We start from the raw sequence: 13,562 nt of genomic DNA, 5'->3' as shown, positions 1-13,562 counted from the left end.
ATGGCGAAAGGATATATATTTCCAGAGCAGACTGGTAATACAGTACACTCCGGAGATGGTAATTTGAAAAAAACTAAAAAAATCTTCTATTTTCCAGCAAAAAAGCTTCAAAAGCTCCACATGGATGCTGAAGACCTGTGGAGAGTTCCAGCAAAAAATGGCTGGCAGAAATCTCCTGTAAGCCCGATGGAGGTCCTGAGGTTATTCGGGAGGCTGAAGGTCAGAGAGGGTTTCGAGCTTATTGCCTATGTGTTCAGGAAGGGGTTGCAGGGAAAGGGCGTGGTCTGGGCTGTCCCTGAGGGGCATTTTCCAGAAGTTGGGGAGTGCGCTAAGCTTGACGAAGTCGGCACACCAAAGCCCGAGAAAGCACTTCCGCCGTCGATGGTCCTCGACGGAGATGGAACTCCGGAATCGTACATCCAGGCATCGATTTTCCTGCGGGAGATGGACGAGTTTGGCGCACTCTGGCATGAGCTTAGATGGGGTTTGCATGAGATAATTGATGAGCTGCCTGCGGGATTCCATCTTCCGGAGACGGTGGACGTCAGACCCAGGACTGTTTTTGAAAAAAACACCGTCACGGAGTTCTTTACGCTCGAACTGCTGGAAAAAATGATTTACAGGCATTCCGACACGTTTGATGGGTACTCTCTGAAAAACCGGATCGATGAAAAACACGGGATTGAGAAGTGAGGGCTGGCAGATGTGCTTCCATCAGAAGTAACCTCCCACACTCACGTCAATCCCCGCTTCACCCAGCATCTCCACGAACTCCCTGTAATCGGGCCACTCTTTCACTTCGAAAAACTCCCTGCCGAGCCACCTGTACTTGTCCCTCGAAAGTGAGTGGTAGGGCAGCACATCCACCCTCCCGGCATCAAGCCTCAGCAGCAGGTCGAGGAAAGCGCGAAAATCATCATGGCTCTGAAAGTTGCACGAGGGGATGAATGGAATCCTGACCACAACATCTGATGCGGGAAGAAGCTTTCTCAGGTTGTCCAGAATCAGCTCGTTCCCTGTCCCGGTCAGCAGCCTGTGTCTCGCGCTGTCGTAATCCTTGAGGTCGTAAAGAAAAAGGTTTACGAGATCCAGAGTTCTTTCGATGTTTTTCCATGGCGTGTGTCCGGATGTGTCTACGGCAGTGTTTATTCCCTCATCCCTGCACAGCCTGAGCGTCTCCAGAAGGAAGTCGGGCTGAGAATACGGTTCACCTCCTGAAAAGGTGACCCCTCCACCGGAGTTTCTGTAAAAAACAGCGTCCTTCCTGATCTCATCCAGAATCCCGGATGGCTCAATGTCCTGCCCGTAGATGAACAGAGCCTCACTCATGCAGACCTTCACGCACTCTCCGCATCCATTGCAGACATCCCTGTCCACCTCAATCCCTGAAGACCCTGGCTTTAATGCGTTTGCGGGGCATGCGGCCACACATCTGTGACATGAGGTGCACTTCTCAGCCCTGTAGGCAATCTCAGCTTCAAACCTCTGCGACTCCGGGTTGTGGCACCACACACATCTGAGGGGACAGCCCTTGAGAAAGATGGTCGTCCTTATCCCCGGGCCGTCATGGATCGAGAACCTCTGGATTCTGAATATCCTTCCCTTCATGCTCACAGCCTGCAGGAAATCCTTGCGATCAGCTCGTCCTGGACGTTTCTTGAGAGCTCCACGAAGTAGGCGCTCCACCCCGCAACCCTGACGAGCAGCCACCTGTACTTCTCCGGCTCCTCCTGAGCCTTCCTCAGTACGTTCTCGTTAAGAACGTTGAACTGAATGTGCATCCCTCTCAGCTCGACGAAGCTCCGGATTAGAGCTTTGATGACTTCCGCGCCCTTACCTCCGAGAATTCCGGAGTCGAGGTTTACCGTGAAGGAAGCTCCGTTCGATAGATTGTCATAGTTGATCTTGCTTACTGACTTTATCGCCGCCGTCACGCCTTCCCTGTCCATTCCCGTTGACGGGGAGACTCCGCTGTTCAGGCTCATTCCATGCTTCCTGCCCGATGGCAGTGCGGAGGTCATGAAACCGAAGGCCACGTTTGTGGTCATCGGGTAGCAGCCGGCCGTGAACCTCCCGCCCCTGAAGTTTCTGTATCTTGCAACCTCATCGCAGTACATCTCCAGAACCATCCTTGCGTACCTGTCAGCCTCGCCATCGTTTCCATACTTCGGAGCGCTGAGCAGGATTGACTGCAGCTCCTCATGCCCATCAAAGTCGCTCCTGCACGCCTCTGTGATCTCCCCGAGCGTGTGGCCTTTCTTCAGCGCATGCTCCATTGCCGCAAGCGAATCTCCAACATCCGCAATGCCGACAGCCTGAATTCCGGTGAAGTTGTACTTCGCCCCTCCTTCGGTCACATCCAGCCCCCTGTCAAAGCAGTCCTCCACGCAGAGTGACAGCAGAGGGGTTGGCTTCACGCACGCGTTTGCGTATTCAAGAATGTTTGAGCCTGTAACGACGAGCCTCACTATGTGGGCGAGCTGCTCCCTGAACGCGGAGATCACGTCATCGAGAGTTTGCGGTCTTTTTTCAGACTTCACGCCAAACTCATAGCCGAAGACCATGTCCTGTCCGCCGTTGAGAGCATACTCCAGAGCCTTGGCAATGTTTATCAGCGCGGCATCGCTTGACGTGAAGGCATTCCCGAACGGCGAGATTTCCACACACCCGATCGTGGAGTAGTTCCACGCATCGCCCTCCTCAACCCCGGCAAACCTGAGCGCTCTGAAGACAGCCTCGTCATTGAATATCCCCACGTTATTCTTCCCCTCGGCGATGATCCCGGCAAGCATCTCCAGAAAGCTGTCGGGCGTTTTCGAGCTGACTCTGACGTGGACGTTGGGCTGCCTGAGCGGGATCGCTTTCGTGACCTCAAGCATGAGGTACGAGAGCTCGTTGGTCGCATCACTGCCGCTGCCGTCAACCCCTCCAATGGTAAGAGCCTGATTCGTGGCCTGCCCTGAGAAGTAAAGCTCCAAGAGAGAGTCGAACGGAGGAACGATCTCGTTGGGTTTCACCCACAGGTTCGCGAGGATTTCGAAAGCTTTTTTCCTGTTAATTCTGCCCTCCCTGAGGTCCTTCAGATAATAGGGTAGCAGGTACTGGTCTATCCTGCCCATTGATATTCCCTGCTCGTAGTTCTCCTGATGCAGTGCGCACTGAACGAACCACACGAACTGCACTGCTTCGTGGAAGCTTTCTGGCGGTTCGGCAGGGACTCTCTCGCAGATCTCTGCAATTCTGATAAGCTCTTCCCTCCTTGCCTCGTCACCCTCCTCTTCAGCCATATTCCTCGCAAGCCCGGCATACCTTTCGGCAAAGCGGATCATCCCTTCAGCTGCAATTTTTGCGGCCTCGTAAAAAACGAGCTTTTCTGCATCCTCACACCCGCTTTCCCTGATCTCGGCAATCCTCCTCTCGCTCTCCTCCACGAACCACCTGAAACCCCTATTGAGCAGGTACGGGTAGTTCACGGCAACATGAGATATCCCGGCAAGCTCCGTGAGAACGAAAAGCGAGCCTGAAAGCATGACCTCCATTATGTCCGGCATGAGCTTTGACGCGAAGGCCTCAATGTTCCTGCTCTCCCAGTAAGGAGCTATCTCCTCCACAAGAATTCTGGCATCCTCCTCATTAACCATCAGCCTGTTGCTCTCCCTCTCGGGAAGACTTTCGAGGTCGTTTATTATCCTCAGACCAACCCCTTCCGGAAACAGAATCGCTCCCGGAGGGTCTGGAAGCATCGTTCCGACAATGATTTCTCCGGGCAGAATCTGAATCGGGATGTTCTCAAGTATATGCTTCAAAGCCTTCGCCTGCCTTACGGGCATCGGCTCTCCTTCGCTCTCCTTCATGGATTCTGTGTAGAGTGCCGCCCTTTCAATGCTCAGCCTGGCAGGCTTCTGAACATTCGAAACAAGTGCAGAAATCCGGTCCATAAAACGAGTCTCGTGAAGTACATATTTAGAGGTTTCGCAAAAAGTTAAGAATTAATAGTGAAAAACAGGACAGGCGTGCTCACAGCAGAGCTACTCGCCGACAAGGTCCTTCAGAGGGATTTCCTTTCCGCAGCTGCAACAAACAACAAAAACTCCAACCATTCCGCGATCCTTCACTTTTATGTCCTCGCCATCCCTGTAGTCAATGTACCACACTGCCCTGCTGAAGTCGGCACCGCAGTGAGGGCACTTGATACCATTGGCCCTGTCCCTGAACCACTTGAGGAGCTCCACTGACGAGACCTCTTCCGAGCCCAGGAGCTCAGACAGCCACGCCATGGTGAAGCTGGCGAGAGAACGGGCATAACGTTTTCGATTTTTGACGGGAAAGCTTAAGCCTTGACGAGCCCATTTACCAGCATGAAGATCGTTTTCCACCCGGAGTTCATCAGGGTCTACACATCCGACCCGGCCGCAGAGGCAGGCAGAATGGAGGCAATCGTCCAGGAGATCGAGGATTACGAATTCGTTAAGCCTGAACCGGCAGATGAGAATGACATCCTGCTCGTCCACACTGCAAGGCACCTCGAGTGGGTCAGGAGCATGAGAGAGGTTTACAGATTAGCCAATCTTGCTGCGGGCGGAGCGATACTTGCTTCGCGGATATCGTTCGATGAGCCCGCTTTTGCAGCCATAAGGCCGCCCGGACACCACGCGAGTCCAGACGGCTCGTGGGGATTCTGCTACTTCAACAACGTTGCCATAGCAGTCCAGAAGCTCCTCGCCGAGGGCAAAATTGAAAGGGCTGTGATCGTGGACTTCGACCTACACTTTGGAGATGGAACCGCGAATGCCTTCAGGGACAGCGGCAGGGTGAAGTACTTCCACATGAGCGGGAGCGACGTCAGTGGAATAGCTGAGTTTCTGGAGAGGACGGAGTACGACGTAATAGCCGTCTCCGCCGGATTCGATCGAGCAAAGGACGACTGGGGAGGTCTCCTTTCGAGAGAGGATTACGTGGAGATTGGCAGGATAATCAGGGAATACGCGGAGGAGAATTGCGGGGGAAGGAGATTTGCAGTGCTCGAAGGCGGATACAACCACGCAGTTCTCGGAAAGAACGTGAGGGCTTTCCCGAAAGGATTTGAGTGACTACCTCAGCAGAATAACGTCAGTAACGCCCTCGTTTAGCTCCCTCGCCTTCTCCAGAACCCTTTTCCTGTAACTGTCCGCCCCCCGTCCCCTGAGCACCCTGCCCCTCAGCTCCGGCACCGCCCACTTGATGAGCAGAGACGGCAGGCCGACAACGACGATCTCACCGTCATGGGCCTTCAGAATTTCGTCAAGGTGGACCCCAAAGACGAAGGGCTGGTAGCCCTTCAGGTTCTCCAGCGCCCACTTCCAGCCCTTCCTGCCGGTGGTTATGGCGATTCTGTCGTACTGCTTTGCAATCTCCACCTTCGTCTCGACCAGCTTCCTGCACCAGGGTTCCACGAAGCCTGTCGTTCCGAGCAGAGATATCCCACCTGTGACCCCCATCCTCGCGTTGTCTGTTCTCTCCGCCACCCTCTCGCCGTGTGGGACCCAGATTCTGACCGACCCGCGGTACCCCCAGCGACTTCGTGCGAGTTCAACATTTTCAAGTATCTGCTCCATCACAGCTCTGCTGACAGCAGGTTTGCCCCTCACCACTCCAACGCCTTCGCCGAACTCGAGCCTGTCAGAAACGCTGGCGTGGATTTCAATGCCATCGGTTACGTCAAATTCGTGATCTCCGGAGAACTTCTCGGCCCTCGCTTTCCCATCCCCTGACTCAACTGCAACCTCAACATCTATGCCTGCAGGAGTCCTGACGCTCACGCGCCTCGTTTCCTCAAAGAGCGAGGATATCGCCCCAACTGCAGCTGCCGTGGCTACAGTTCCCGTGGTTATCCCCCTCCTGAGCCACCCGTTCTCCACCAGGATGTAGAGTCCGCTCGAGATTCTGTCTCTGACGAATTCCGCACCGTGCCTCTCAACCTGCCTCCTCACCCACTCCTCCGGATAGGTGTAGAGCTCAATCGGATCGCTGATCCTCATAGGCCAGATGCACGAGACCGTTGAATATCGCGACAGCCCACGTGGACCCTCCCCTCGTGCCGATGGATGTTATGGACGGAACGTCGAGGCTCCTTATCATCTCCTTGGATTCCGCGGCATTCACAAAGCCGACCGGAGTTGCAATCACCACTCTCGGCTTCACCCCGCGTTCGATTAAGTCTGCGAGGGCGAGGGCCGCTGATGGGGCGTTGCCAACGATGGCTATCCCACCATCAATCCTGTCTGCAAGCCCGTACATCCCGCTCATCGCCCTCGTCATTTTCTCGCTCTCTGCGTGCTCGACGGCCACAAAGACGTTTCCGCGAAACCTCCTGCGATTCAGCCCTGCAGCGACCATCTTCACGTCAGCTACCACGTCGGCTCCATCTCTGATTGCCCTAACACCCTCTCTCACAGCCCCGTTCCTGAAGGCTATCAGGTTCCGGACCTCGGGATCGCCCGTAGCGATTATGCACCTATGAACGATTCTCTCCTCCGGGGTTCTTCCTTCAACGTACTTTTCCACTATCCCGTAGCTCCTCTTCACGATTTCGTCAGCATCCAAGGTGAAGTTGCCCATGTCCTGCATCATTCCACCTCAAGCTCATACTTTCTCGAGTACCCCCTCGGGGTGATGATCCTGTCCCCGTCAACAATGGACTCGGTACTCGGAATTATCAGAAGGGTGTGCATGTCAACGACTCCGCTCTCTGCCACCTCGCTCGCCCTCATGACGAAGACCTGCTCTCCCTTCCTGCACACGTTCTTGGCAACACCGATGAAGCAGTCACCCCTGTACTCCATCACGATCTCCATCGCCCTCCTCAGATTGCCCTCCCTCCTCCTGCTGGACGGGTTGTAGATCGCGATCACGAAGTCCCCTTCAAGTGCCTTCCGGAGCCTCCGCTCGATGATGTGCCAGGGGGTGAGCAGGTCGCTCAGGCTGACCACGGCATGATCTCCGCTTATCGCTGAACCAAAGAGAGGAGAGGCAGAGTTCAGGGCTGAGATTCCGGGGACTATCTCGTAATCCAGATCAAGTCCGTTCCTGTAAACGAACTCCGCCACGAGAGATGCGAGCCCGTAAATGCTCGGGTCCCCTCCGCTGACCAGGCTCACAGCATAACCCTTTTCCGCGAGCTCGACAGCCATTTTTACTCTCTCGACCTCTCTGCCCATCCCGCTCTCGACAGCACTGCCCCCAACCAGGTGTCTGACAAAGTTCAGGTATGTTCGATGCCCGATCACGTAGTCCGAGGACCTCAGAACCTCCCTCGCTTTGACCGTTAGCATCTCCTCGCACCCCGGACCTATGCCCACCACGTACAGCTTACCTCGCGATGGCAACAGTAACACCTCCGTAAACCCTCTTCGGGAGGACAAGTCTCCTTTCCCTGGAGAAGTACAGTGCACAGGCCTCGCTTACGCTGTTCAGACCGAGATCCTTGGCTCTCGAGTCAGACTGCACCTCCACGCTGTTTATCTCCTCCCCGCCGAGGTACATCAGTGGTCTCTTGAAGTGATCCGCTACCCTTTCCATTACTCCATCCCCTCTCTTCCCCACCCATGTGGAGATTACTCTGATACTCCTCACGCTTTCTCCGATCTCCGAGAACGCCCTTTCAATTGCAGAGATTATCTCGTCAGCCGGCACTCCTTTCCTGTAGCCAACCCCAACAGAGAAGCCGTCCTCGTACTCCATGGCGGTGGTGATCACGGCCTTCATCCCGAGCATTTCGAGTCGCTTCGCTATTTCGTTACCCCCGTGATGACCCCCGAGTACCGGCACCGCGTACCTCAGCCCCTTGTCCACCACAATTACTGCCGGATCCTCCCACTTGCTTCTCAGCAGCCCGCAGATTCCCCTGACGACTATTCCCGAGGGCATAAGTGCGACGATGGCGTCATAGTCAATGAGGTCTCTCCACACGTCCTTCCGGTAGAGTACGACCTCCCCTTCGAGGAAACTGGCTATCTTCTCGAGCTTCTCAACGTCCTTTTCGAACCCCACGACTGCTACGCGTATAGTACCGACCTCCTCGCCTGCCTTATCGCTCTGCCAATGATTATCGTCGCAGTCCTCCTTATCCCGGCTCTTTTCACCTTCTCAGCAATGTCGCCGAGCGTTCCCTCTACAACCACCTCGTCATCCCTGCTCACCTTGTAGACAACAGCCACAGGCTCTTTCTCACCCCTGATTTTCGCCACCCTCCTCGCTATGTCCTCGATTTTGTCAATGCCGAGCAGGATGACGAGCGTGGAGTTTGTTCTCGCAAACTCCTCTATCTCGTCCTTATCGAGCGTTTTCCCAGCAGGCCTCGTTATCACGACGCTCGGGACGTCTGGAGATGTCAGCTCACTCCTCAAGGCTGCAGCAGAAGCGAAGATGCTGCTGACCCCCGGGACCACCTCCACCTCAATTCCCCTCTTCCTGAGCTCGCGTATCTGTTCGTTTATCGCACCGTAAATGCTTGGATCGCCACTCTGAACCCTCACAACCTTCTTCCCACTGTTGACAGCTCTTTCAATCAGGTCCACTATCTCCTCGAGCCTCATCCCGTAGCTGCTGACCTTTTCACCCTCAAACTCCGCAAGGAACTCCTCGTCAATGAGAGAGCCGGGATAAATTATCAGGTCCGCCTCCCTCAAAAGCCTGTAAGCCCTGATAGTCAGGAGCTCTGGATCCCCCGGACCGAAACCCACGAAGTGTACCTTCATTTCCATCCCACCAGAAGCGTGAAGTACGACGACTCCTCCTTTGGCCTTCCAACGTACTCTCCGTCCATGTACATCCTCTCGACCTCGACCACCTCAAAACCTAGCTTTTCAAGCTTTTCGGAAATTTCTCTGCTATTTTTTGCCTTCAAAACTACAACGAACCTCTCGTCCCACTCGTCCTGGGTCACCACTCTGAGCGGAGCATCAACAAAAACGCCAATCCTCGAGAAAACGGCTGTGAAGCTCGGAACACCAGGAACGAGTTCGACTGGAACAGAAGGGTTCCTCTTCCTCACCTCGCGAAAAACGTCCTGAAATGTCGAGAAGAACATCACGTCCCCGAGGGCGCAGAAGGCTATGTCCTCACCAACACACCTCTCGGCGAGTTCACGGGATAGCTCGACAACGACACTGTCAGCATTTCCCATCGGAAACTCCACGACCCTTATCTCCCGCCTGTACTCCCTGACGATGCCCTCGGCGAGCTTTCCCGGAACTATGACCTCATCTGCACTCCTTATAACCTCAACGGCCCTCACCGTGAGGAGCTTGGGGTCTCCAGGGCCAAGGCTAACTCCGTAAAGCATCCCCAACCACCACGAACACCGGATTGATCGCCCTGAAAGCTATTCCGCCTGCAAGCTCGTATCCGATAGAAGCGTTTACCATAACCACCTCTCTGAAAATTCCGAGCTCCTTCATCTTCCTCACGACCTCAACTGCCACGTCCATCCTCGCGCAGTTCACGACGACCCTCTTCGCCCTGCATACATCCAGCATCCGCTCTATTCCCTTAGTCCCCCCAAAGAAGACGCCGTCGACCTCGTTCTCTTTTAAAAAGTCGTATCCGTGAGAGTTCACAACCTCCACGTTTGAGCCTGCAAACCTCCGCCTGAGGATTTCTGAAAGCTCCGGATCGAGCTCGACAGCGTAAACGAGCCTTACGTACCTGGAGAGAAAATCCGCGACCCTTCCGCTTCCGCTGCCTACGTCTGCCACAACCCAGTCCCTTTCAGGCCTGAGCTTCGAAAACACAACTCCTATGACCTCGTCCTTCGTGAACTTGCCCCTCTCCATCGGATAATCAAGTTAGCTTGACACTAAGTATTAATATTTTGCTGTTCTTCCCCAGATGAAAAACCACCCTAAAAACTTAGGGAGAATTCATATGTTTTATCTCACAAAAAAGTACCACCATGGAGCCCGAAAGCGTAAAAAACTTCCTGAATAATCATTTAAGAAGAATTTCCCAGCTGTTCTTCTTTGCGATCACGGTTTACGCCTGGATCAGGCTGTACCTATTTGTCAGCCACTTCGATCACGGCACGCCGTATGTTGAAAGACCAACGTCTATCGAGGCTTTTCTTCCCATTGGTGCACTCGTTTCACTTAAAAATCTGATTCAGAACGGGTTCATAGACCCGATCCATCCCGCGGCGCTCGTCATATTCACGTCAATCCTGCTGACAGCCGTACTCTTAAAGAGGGGGTTCTGCGGGTGGGTTTGCCCGGTGGGGTTCGTATCCGAAGTCGTCAGCGAGACCGGCGAAAGGCTTACGGGTCGCGTGATGCTGGGGCACAGGGCGTTTGCAGTTATAAAATACCTCCTCCTCGCGTTTTTCCTGTACCTGATCCTCCCGATGGATGCTGCTTCCACGGCGGCATTTCTGTTCTCACCGTACTGGGCAATTGCGGATGTGAAGCTTCTCGACTTCTGGCTCAGGCCAGGAACGCTAACGGTGCTCGTTACGGGCCTGATCGTTATCACAACGCTGTTCGTCAGAAACGTGTGGTGCAGGTTCCTCTGCCCATACGGAGCCCTTCTGGCAGTGCTATCGTACATATCTCCAGCATCAGTGAAGAAGAGTGACTGCACGGGGTGTTTGAGGTGCGATGCTGCCTGTCCGTCAGGCCTGAAACCGAGCAGGGTCGATGAGGTTAGGAGCCCGGAGTGCATAATGTGCTTCAACTGCGTGAACGCCTGCCCATACGGATACCTGTACCCGTCAGTAGCAGGCAGAAGGATTAGAAAAGAGGTCTACGCACTTGCAATTGCCGGTATAATCTTCGGATTCTTTGCAATTGCGAAAATAACAGGACACTGGGACACCGCCCTGACCTACGATGACTACAGAAGGCTGATGCCAGTCAGGCACCTGATCTCCCACTGAAAAGTTTATATTGTGTCCAGAAAATTTGATCTGTGCTCTGGATAGTTGGAGTTGGAGTCCATGAAGGGCACCTGACAGAAGAGGGGAAGAGGGCAATATCCAGCGCGAAAAAGGTTTACGGAAGCAGGAGGGCCATCGACATTGCCAGAGAATACATCACCGGAGATTGCATCGTGATGTCGAACTTCAGCGACGAGGTATACCGGAAAATTGAGAGAGAGTCGAGGGAGATTGACGTTGCCGTGCTGTCAACGGGAGACCCAATGGTGGCAGGGCTGGGAAGATTTTTCAATGGGGCAAAAATCATCCCGGGAATATCGAGTGTTCAGATCGCTCTCTCAAGGCTTGGAGTTGATATCTGCGACGTCGTCATTGTCAATGCCCACAGCTCAGACGTCACTCCGAACATTCCGGAGCACTGCGGGAGGAACCTTCTGGTGCTGGCCAGGGAAGGCGTGGAGCTGAGGTTCCCCGGCAGAAGAATGATCGTTCTCGAAAGGTTGTGCAGCAGCGGGGAGTCGATTTACGAGGTGGAGGGTGAGTTTACCGTGAAAGACGATTACACAATTGTTTTTGTAGAGGTGAAATCATGAGGAGAGGTCTGGTTATCGTGGGGCACGGAAGCCAGCTTCCGCACTACAGCAGAGTTATGGAGATGCATGCGGAGAGGATACGGAGCTTTGGGATCTTCGACGAGGTCGAGGTGGCGTTCGTCGCCAGAAACAGGAAGCCTTCACCGGCAGAGGCGGTGAAAAAAATGCAGTGCGACGTGATATACCTGGTGCCGCTGTTCATAACCTACGGTCTCCATGTCACGGAGGACCTGCCCGACTTTTTCGGAATGGAGAGGGGAGAGGGAGTTAAGAGTGCAGAGCTTGACGGCAAAAAAATCGTAATCTGCGAACCCATTGGAGAGGATATCTTTCTGACTTACGCGATACTGAACTCGGTTTTCAGAGTTCACGGAGGTACTTCCTGACCACATCGCCGACAATCACTAGAACCGGCCCCTTCATTCCGCACTCGACAATTTTTTCTCCTATGTCTGACAGCGTTCCCGAAACGTACCTCTGGTTCCCTGCCGTTCCGTTCTCCACGGCAACTGCAGGAGTTTCCGGATCAACTCCAATTTCAACGAGCCTCTCAGCCACAGCGCTCATCCTGTCCCTGCCCATCATGACCACGAAGGTGCCACCCAGAATAGTCCCAATGCTCAGGTCCTCCCGCCCGGATATCACGGTGAGGGAGGACGACAGGTACTTGTCCGTAAGCGGTAGGGAGATGGCAGCGGGGACTCCGTTAACCGAGCTCACGCCCGGAATGATCTCGAAAGGTATGCCGTGCTCTCTCAAAAATTCAATCTCCTCACCACACCTCCCGAAAATCAGCGGGTCACCTCCCTTAAGCCTCGCCACCACCTTTCCGGCCCTTGCATGCGAGAGCATGAGCTCGTTTATTTCGTCCTGCCTTGCCCCGTGCTTTCCCCTCTTCCCCACGTTTACGATTTCCTTTCCAAGCTCTTCGAGCAACTCAATCAGGGTTCCGCTCACAAGGGCGTCGTGCAGGATCACGTCAGAGCTTTCGAGGGCTTTCATTCCCTTGACCGTTATGAGCTCCGGGTCTCCCGGGCCAGCGCCGATAATGTAAACCTTCCCAACCATCCGAGTTGAGGGAGAAGGCAGAGGATATAAAAATTTACTTAAAACCAGTCAGCTTTTCTTGTTTTACAGAAAGTGTTAAGTGCCCCGTGATCGAGTGTGGTTATGGACCCGAGAAAAGCAGGAATCGCGCTCGTAATAGCTGGAATCATCGTCATAGCAGCTACATCTCTGATGCCTCGCGATTCAGAGCTGAGCGTCAACAGGGTCATCAAGGGAGATGAGGCCGTGCGGATGGTGAAGTCAATCCACATCGGGAAGTTTGAGGTCGAGAGCGCAGCAATCGTGGAGTTCAACGGCGGATCGATAAAGGTCTGGCTCGCATACGCCAACAGCACCAGTGTTGCTCGCGATTTAACCGAGAAAATGGCTGAAAACGTCGGAAAGTTCTTTTCTAACCCGGAGAAGGTCAAAATTGGAGATCTGGAAACATACAGGGTGTACGGCAACGGGAGGGTGCACTACTTCTTCAGCTTCAAAAACGCTGTTGTGTGGGTGGAGTTTGAAAGCAGAGACGAGAGCTATCACAGAAGCGTGATCGAGAGGCTGTTCCTCGATGGCGAGATGGAAAAGTATATTAATTAACGTCGTTTATTCACGAACGTGCCGATGGAAATTTCTGGTGCAAGGGCCCTGAGGTGCGACGTCTGCGGGAAGATAGTGAACGAGCCCGTGTTCGTGAAGACCTGCTGCAACAACAAGCCGAGGGCATTCTGCAGCAGGCAGTGCTACGACAGGTGGAAGAGAGAGTGGCTGAGAAATCAGGAGCAGCTGAAAACTAAGGGCAGGGGGATGCTCTAATCCGCTTTTGTTACAGCGATGAATATTCCAAGCAGGATCACCAGCAGGTACATGTAGGCCTCAAACGTCAGCGTCTGACCGAGGATCAGTGCGGCGAGAATCGTGGAGCCCACAACCTCACCCAGGACGCTTCCCGTTACCGTTACAACCCTCATCCTCCTTATCAGGTAGTTCAGTATCGTGTGGCCCGCCGACAT

General features: G+C 54.0%; 18 protein-coding genes and 1 pseudogene. 7 read left to right on the top strand and 12 right to left on the bottom strand.

Going from position 1 to position 13,562, the window contains the following annotated elements; all coding sequences use genetic code 11:
• Positions 1 to 120 precede the first annotated feature (120 nt).
• On the top strand, positions 121 to 693 hold the full coding sequence (locus ACXJJC_RS03415) for a hypothetical protein (RefSeq protein ID WP_456369426.1): 573 nt from the start codon (positions 121 to 123) through the stop codon (positions 691 to 693).
• A 21-nt stretch (positions 694 to 714) separates the two neighbouring features.
• Here ACXJJC_RS03415 and ACXJJC_RS03410 read toward each other — a convergent pair whose 3' ends face one another.
• The 3 genes from ACXJJC_RS03410 to ACXJJC_RS03400 form a co-directional block, all read right to left on the bottom strand.
• Positions 715 to 1,608 (bottom strand): glycyl-radical enzyme activating protein, encoded by an 894-nt coding sequence (locus ACXJJC_RS03410; RefSeq protein WP_456369425.1) that lies wholly within the window; start codon positions 1,606 to 1,608, stop codon positions 715 to 717.
• Between the two features lie 2 nt (positions 1,609 to 1,610).
• On the bottom strand, positions 1,611 to 3,938 hold the full coding sequence (locus ACXJJC_RS03405; protein ID WP_456369424.1) for a formate C-acetyltransferase/glycerol dehydratase family glycyl radical enzyme: 2,328 nt from the start codon (positions 3,936 to 3,938) through the stop codon (positions 1,611 to 1,613).
• Between the two features lie 90 nt (positions 3,939 to 4,028).
• Positions 4,029 to 4,277 (bottom strand): hypothetical protein, encoded by a 249-nt coding sequence (locus tag ACXJJC_RS03400; protein ID WP_456369423.1) that lies wholly within the window; start codon positions 4,275 to 4,277, stop codon positions 4,029 to 4,031.
• Between the two features lie 81 nt (positions 4,278 to 4,358).
• Between ACXJJC_RS03400 and ACXJJC_RS03395 the strand changes: the two genes are divergently transcribed.
• Entirely contained in the window at positions 4,359 to 5,090 is a 732-nt protein-coding gene (locus ACXJJC_RS03395) for a histone deacetylase family protein (protein ID WP_456369422.1), read from the top strand.
• Here ACXJJC_RS03395 and ACXJJC_RS03390 read toward each other — a convergent pair whose 3' ends face one another.
• Genes ACXJJC_RS03390 through ACXJJC_RS03360 form a run of 7 tightly spaced genes read right to left on the bottom strand, consistent with a single transcriptional unit; the run spans position 5,091 to position 9,812 of the window.
• Positions 5,091 to 6,017, bottom strand: coding sequence for a cobalt-precorrin-5B (C(1))-methyltransferase (locus tag ACXJJC_RS03390; RefSeq protein WP_456369421.1), 927 nt, complete (start codon positions 6,015 to 6,017; stop codon positions 5,091 to 5,093).
• Positions 5,995 to 6,609 (bottom strand): precorrin-8X methylmutase, encoded by a 615-nt coding sequence (locus ACXJJC_RS03385; RefSeq protein WP_456369420.1) that lies wholly within the window; start codon positions 6,607 to 6,609, stop codon positions 5,995 to 5,997. The genes ACXJJC_RS03390 and ACXJJC_RS03385 overlap by 23 nt, the downstream gene beginning before the upstream one ends.
• A complete protein-coding gene (gene cobJ / locus ACXJJC_RS03380; protein ID WP_456369419.1) occupies positions 6,606 to 7,364 on the bottom strand; it encodes a precorrin-3B C(17)-methyltransferase in 759 nt (252 codons plus the stop codon). The genes ACXJJC_RS03385 and cobJ overlap by 4 nt, the downstream gene beginning before the upstream one ends.
• Positions 7,348 to 8,028 carry a cobalamin biosynthesis protein gene (locus ACXJJC_RS03375; protein ID WP_456369418.1) on the bottom strand — a complete coding sequence of 227 codons (681 nt, stop codon included), beginning with the start codon at positions 8,026 to 8,028 and terminating at the stop codon, positions 7,348 to 7,350. Before ACXJJC_RS03375 ends, cobJ begins: the two co-directional genes overlap by 17 nt.
• A gap of 5 nt (positions 8,029 to 8,033) precedes the next feature.
• A complete protein-coding gene (locus ACXJJC_RS03370) occupies positions 8,034 to 8,741 on the bottom strand; it encodes a cobalt-precorrin-4/precorrin-4 C(11)-methyltransferase (RefSeq protein WP_456369417.1) in 708 nt (235 codons plus the stop codon).
• A complete protein-coding gene (locus ACXJJC_RS03365) occupies positions 8,732 to 9,322 on the bottom strand; it encodes a precorrin-2 C(20)-methyltransferase (RefSeq protein WP_456369416.1) in 591 nt (196 codons plus the stop codon). The genes ACXJJC_RS03370 and ACXJJC_RS03365 overlap by 10 nt, the downstream gene beginning before the upstream one ends.
• Positions 9,306 to 9,812, bottom strand: a complete 507-nt coding sequence (locus ACXJJC_RS03360; protein ID WP_456369415.1) for an rRNA adenine N-6-methyltransferase family protein — start codon at positions 9,810 to 9,812, stop codon at positions 9,306 to 9,308. The genes ACXJJC_RS03365 and ACXJJC_RS03360 overlap by 17 nt, the downstream gene beginning before the upstream one ends.
• 119 nt (positions 9,813 to 9,931) lie before the next feature.
• Between ACXJJC_RS03360 and ACXJJC_RS03355 the strand changes: the two genes are divergently transcribed.
• From ACXJJC_RS03355 to ACXJJC_RS03345, 3 genes are read left to right on the top strand one after another with little or no spacing between them, the layout of a single operon-like run.
• A complete protein-coding gene (locus tag ACXJJC_RS03355) occupies positions 9,932 to 10,906 on the top strand; it encodes a 4Fe-4S binding protein (protein ID WP_456369414.1) in 975 nt (324 codons plus the stop codon).
• A gap of 32 nt (positions 10,907 to 10,938) precedes the next feature.
• Positions 10,939 to 11,499 carry a precorrin-6y C5,15-methyltransferase (decarboxylating) subunit CbiE gene (gene cbiE / locus ACXJJC_RS03350; protein ID WP_456369413.1) on the top strand — a complete coding sequence of 187 codons (561 nt, stop codon included), beginning with the start codon at positions 10,939 to 10,941 and terminating at the stop codon, positions 11,497 to 11,499.
• A complete protein-coding gene (locus ACXJJC_RS03345) occupies positions 11,496 to 11,885 on the top strand; it encodes a sirohydrochlorin chelatase (RefSeq protein ID WP_456369412.1) in 390 nt (129 codons plus the stop codon). The genes cbiE and ACXJJC_RS03345 overlap by 4 nt, the downstream gene beginning before the upstream one ends.
• Here ACXJJC_RS03345 and cobA read toward each other — a convergent pair.
• On the bottom strand, positions 11,860 to 12,567 hold the full coding sequence (cobA, locus tag ACXJJC_RS03340; RefSeq protein WP_456369411.1) for a uroporphyrinogen-III C-methyltransferase: 708 nt from the start codon (positions 12,565 to 12,567) through the stop codon (positions 11,860 to 11,862). The genes ACXJJC_RS03345 and cobA overlap by 26 nt on opposite strands.
• Positions 12,568 to 12,669: 102 nt before the next feature.
• Between cobA and ACXJJC_RS03335 the strand changes: the two genes are divergently transcribed.
• Positions 12,670 to 13,149, top strand: a complete 480-nt coding sequence (locus ACXJJC_RS03335) for a hypothetical protein (RefSeq protein ID WP_456369410.1) — start codon at positions 12,670 to 12,672, stop codon at positions 13,147 to 13,149.
• Positions 13,150 to 13,173: 24 nt separating this feature from the next.
• Positions 13,174 to 13,365, top strand: coding sequence for a hypothetical protein (locus ACXJJC_RS03330; protein WP_456369427.1), 192 nt, complete (start codon positions 13,174 to 13,176; stop codon positions 13,363 to 13,365).
• Here ACXJJC_RS03330 and ACXJJC_RS03325 read toward each other — a convergent pair.
• Positions 13,362 to 13,562: pseudogene (locus ACXJJC_RS03325) on the bottom strand (DMT family transporter); the annotation flags it as partial. The gene ACXJJC_RS03330 and the pseudogene ACXJJC_RS03325 sit on opposite strands and share 4 nt — an antisense overlap.

The sequence above is a fragment of the Geoglobus sp. genome, from assembly GCF_054018175.1.
The sequence above is the reverse complement of the archived record's forward strand: the minus strand, read 5'-3'. Positions and strand labels throughout refer to the sequence as shown.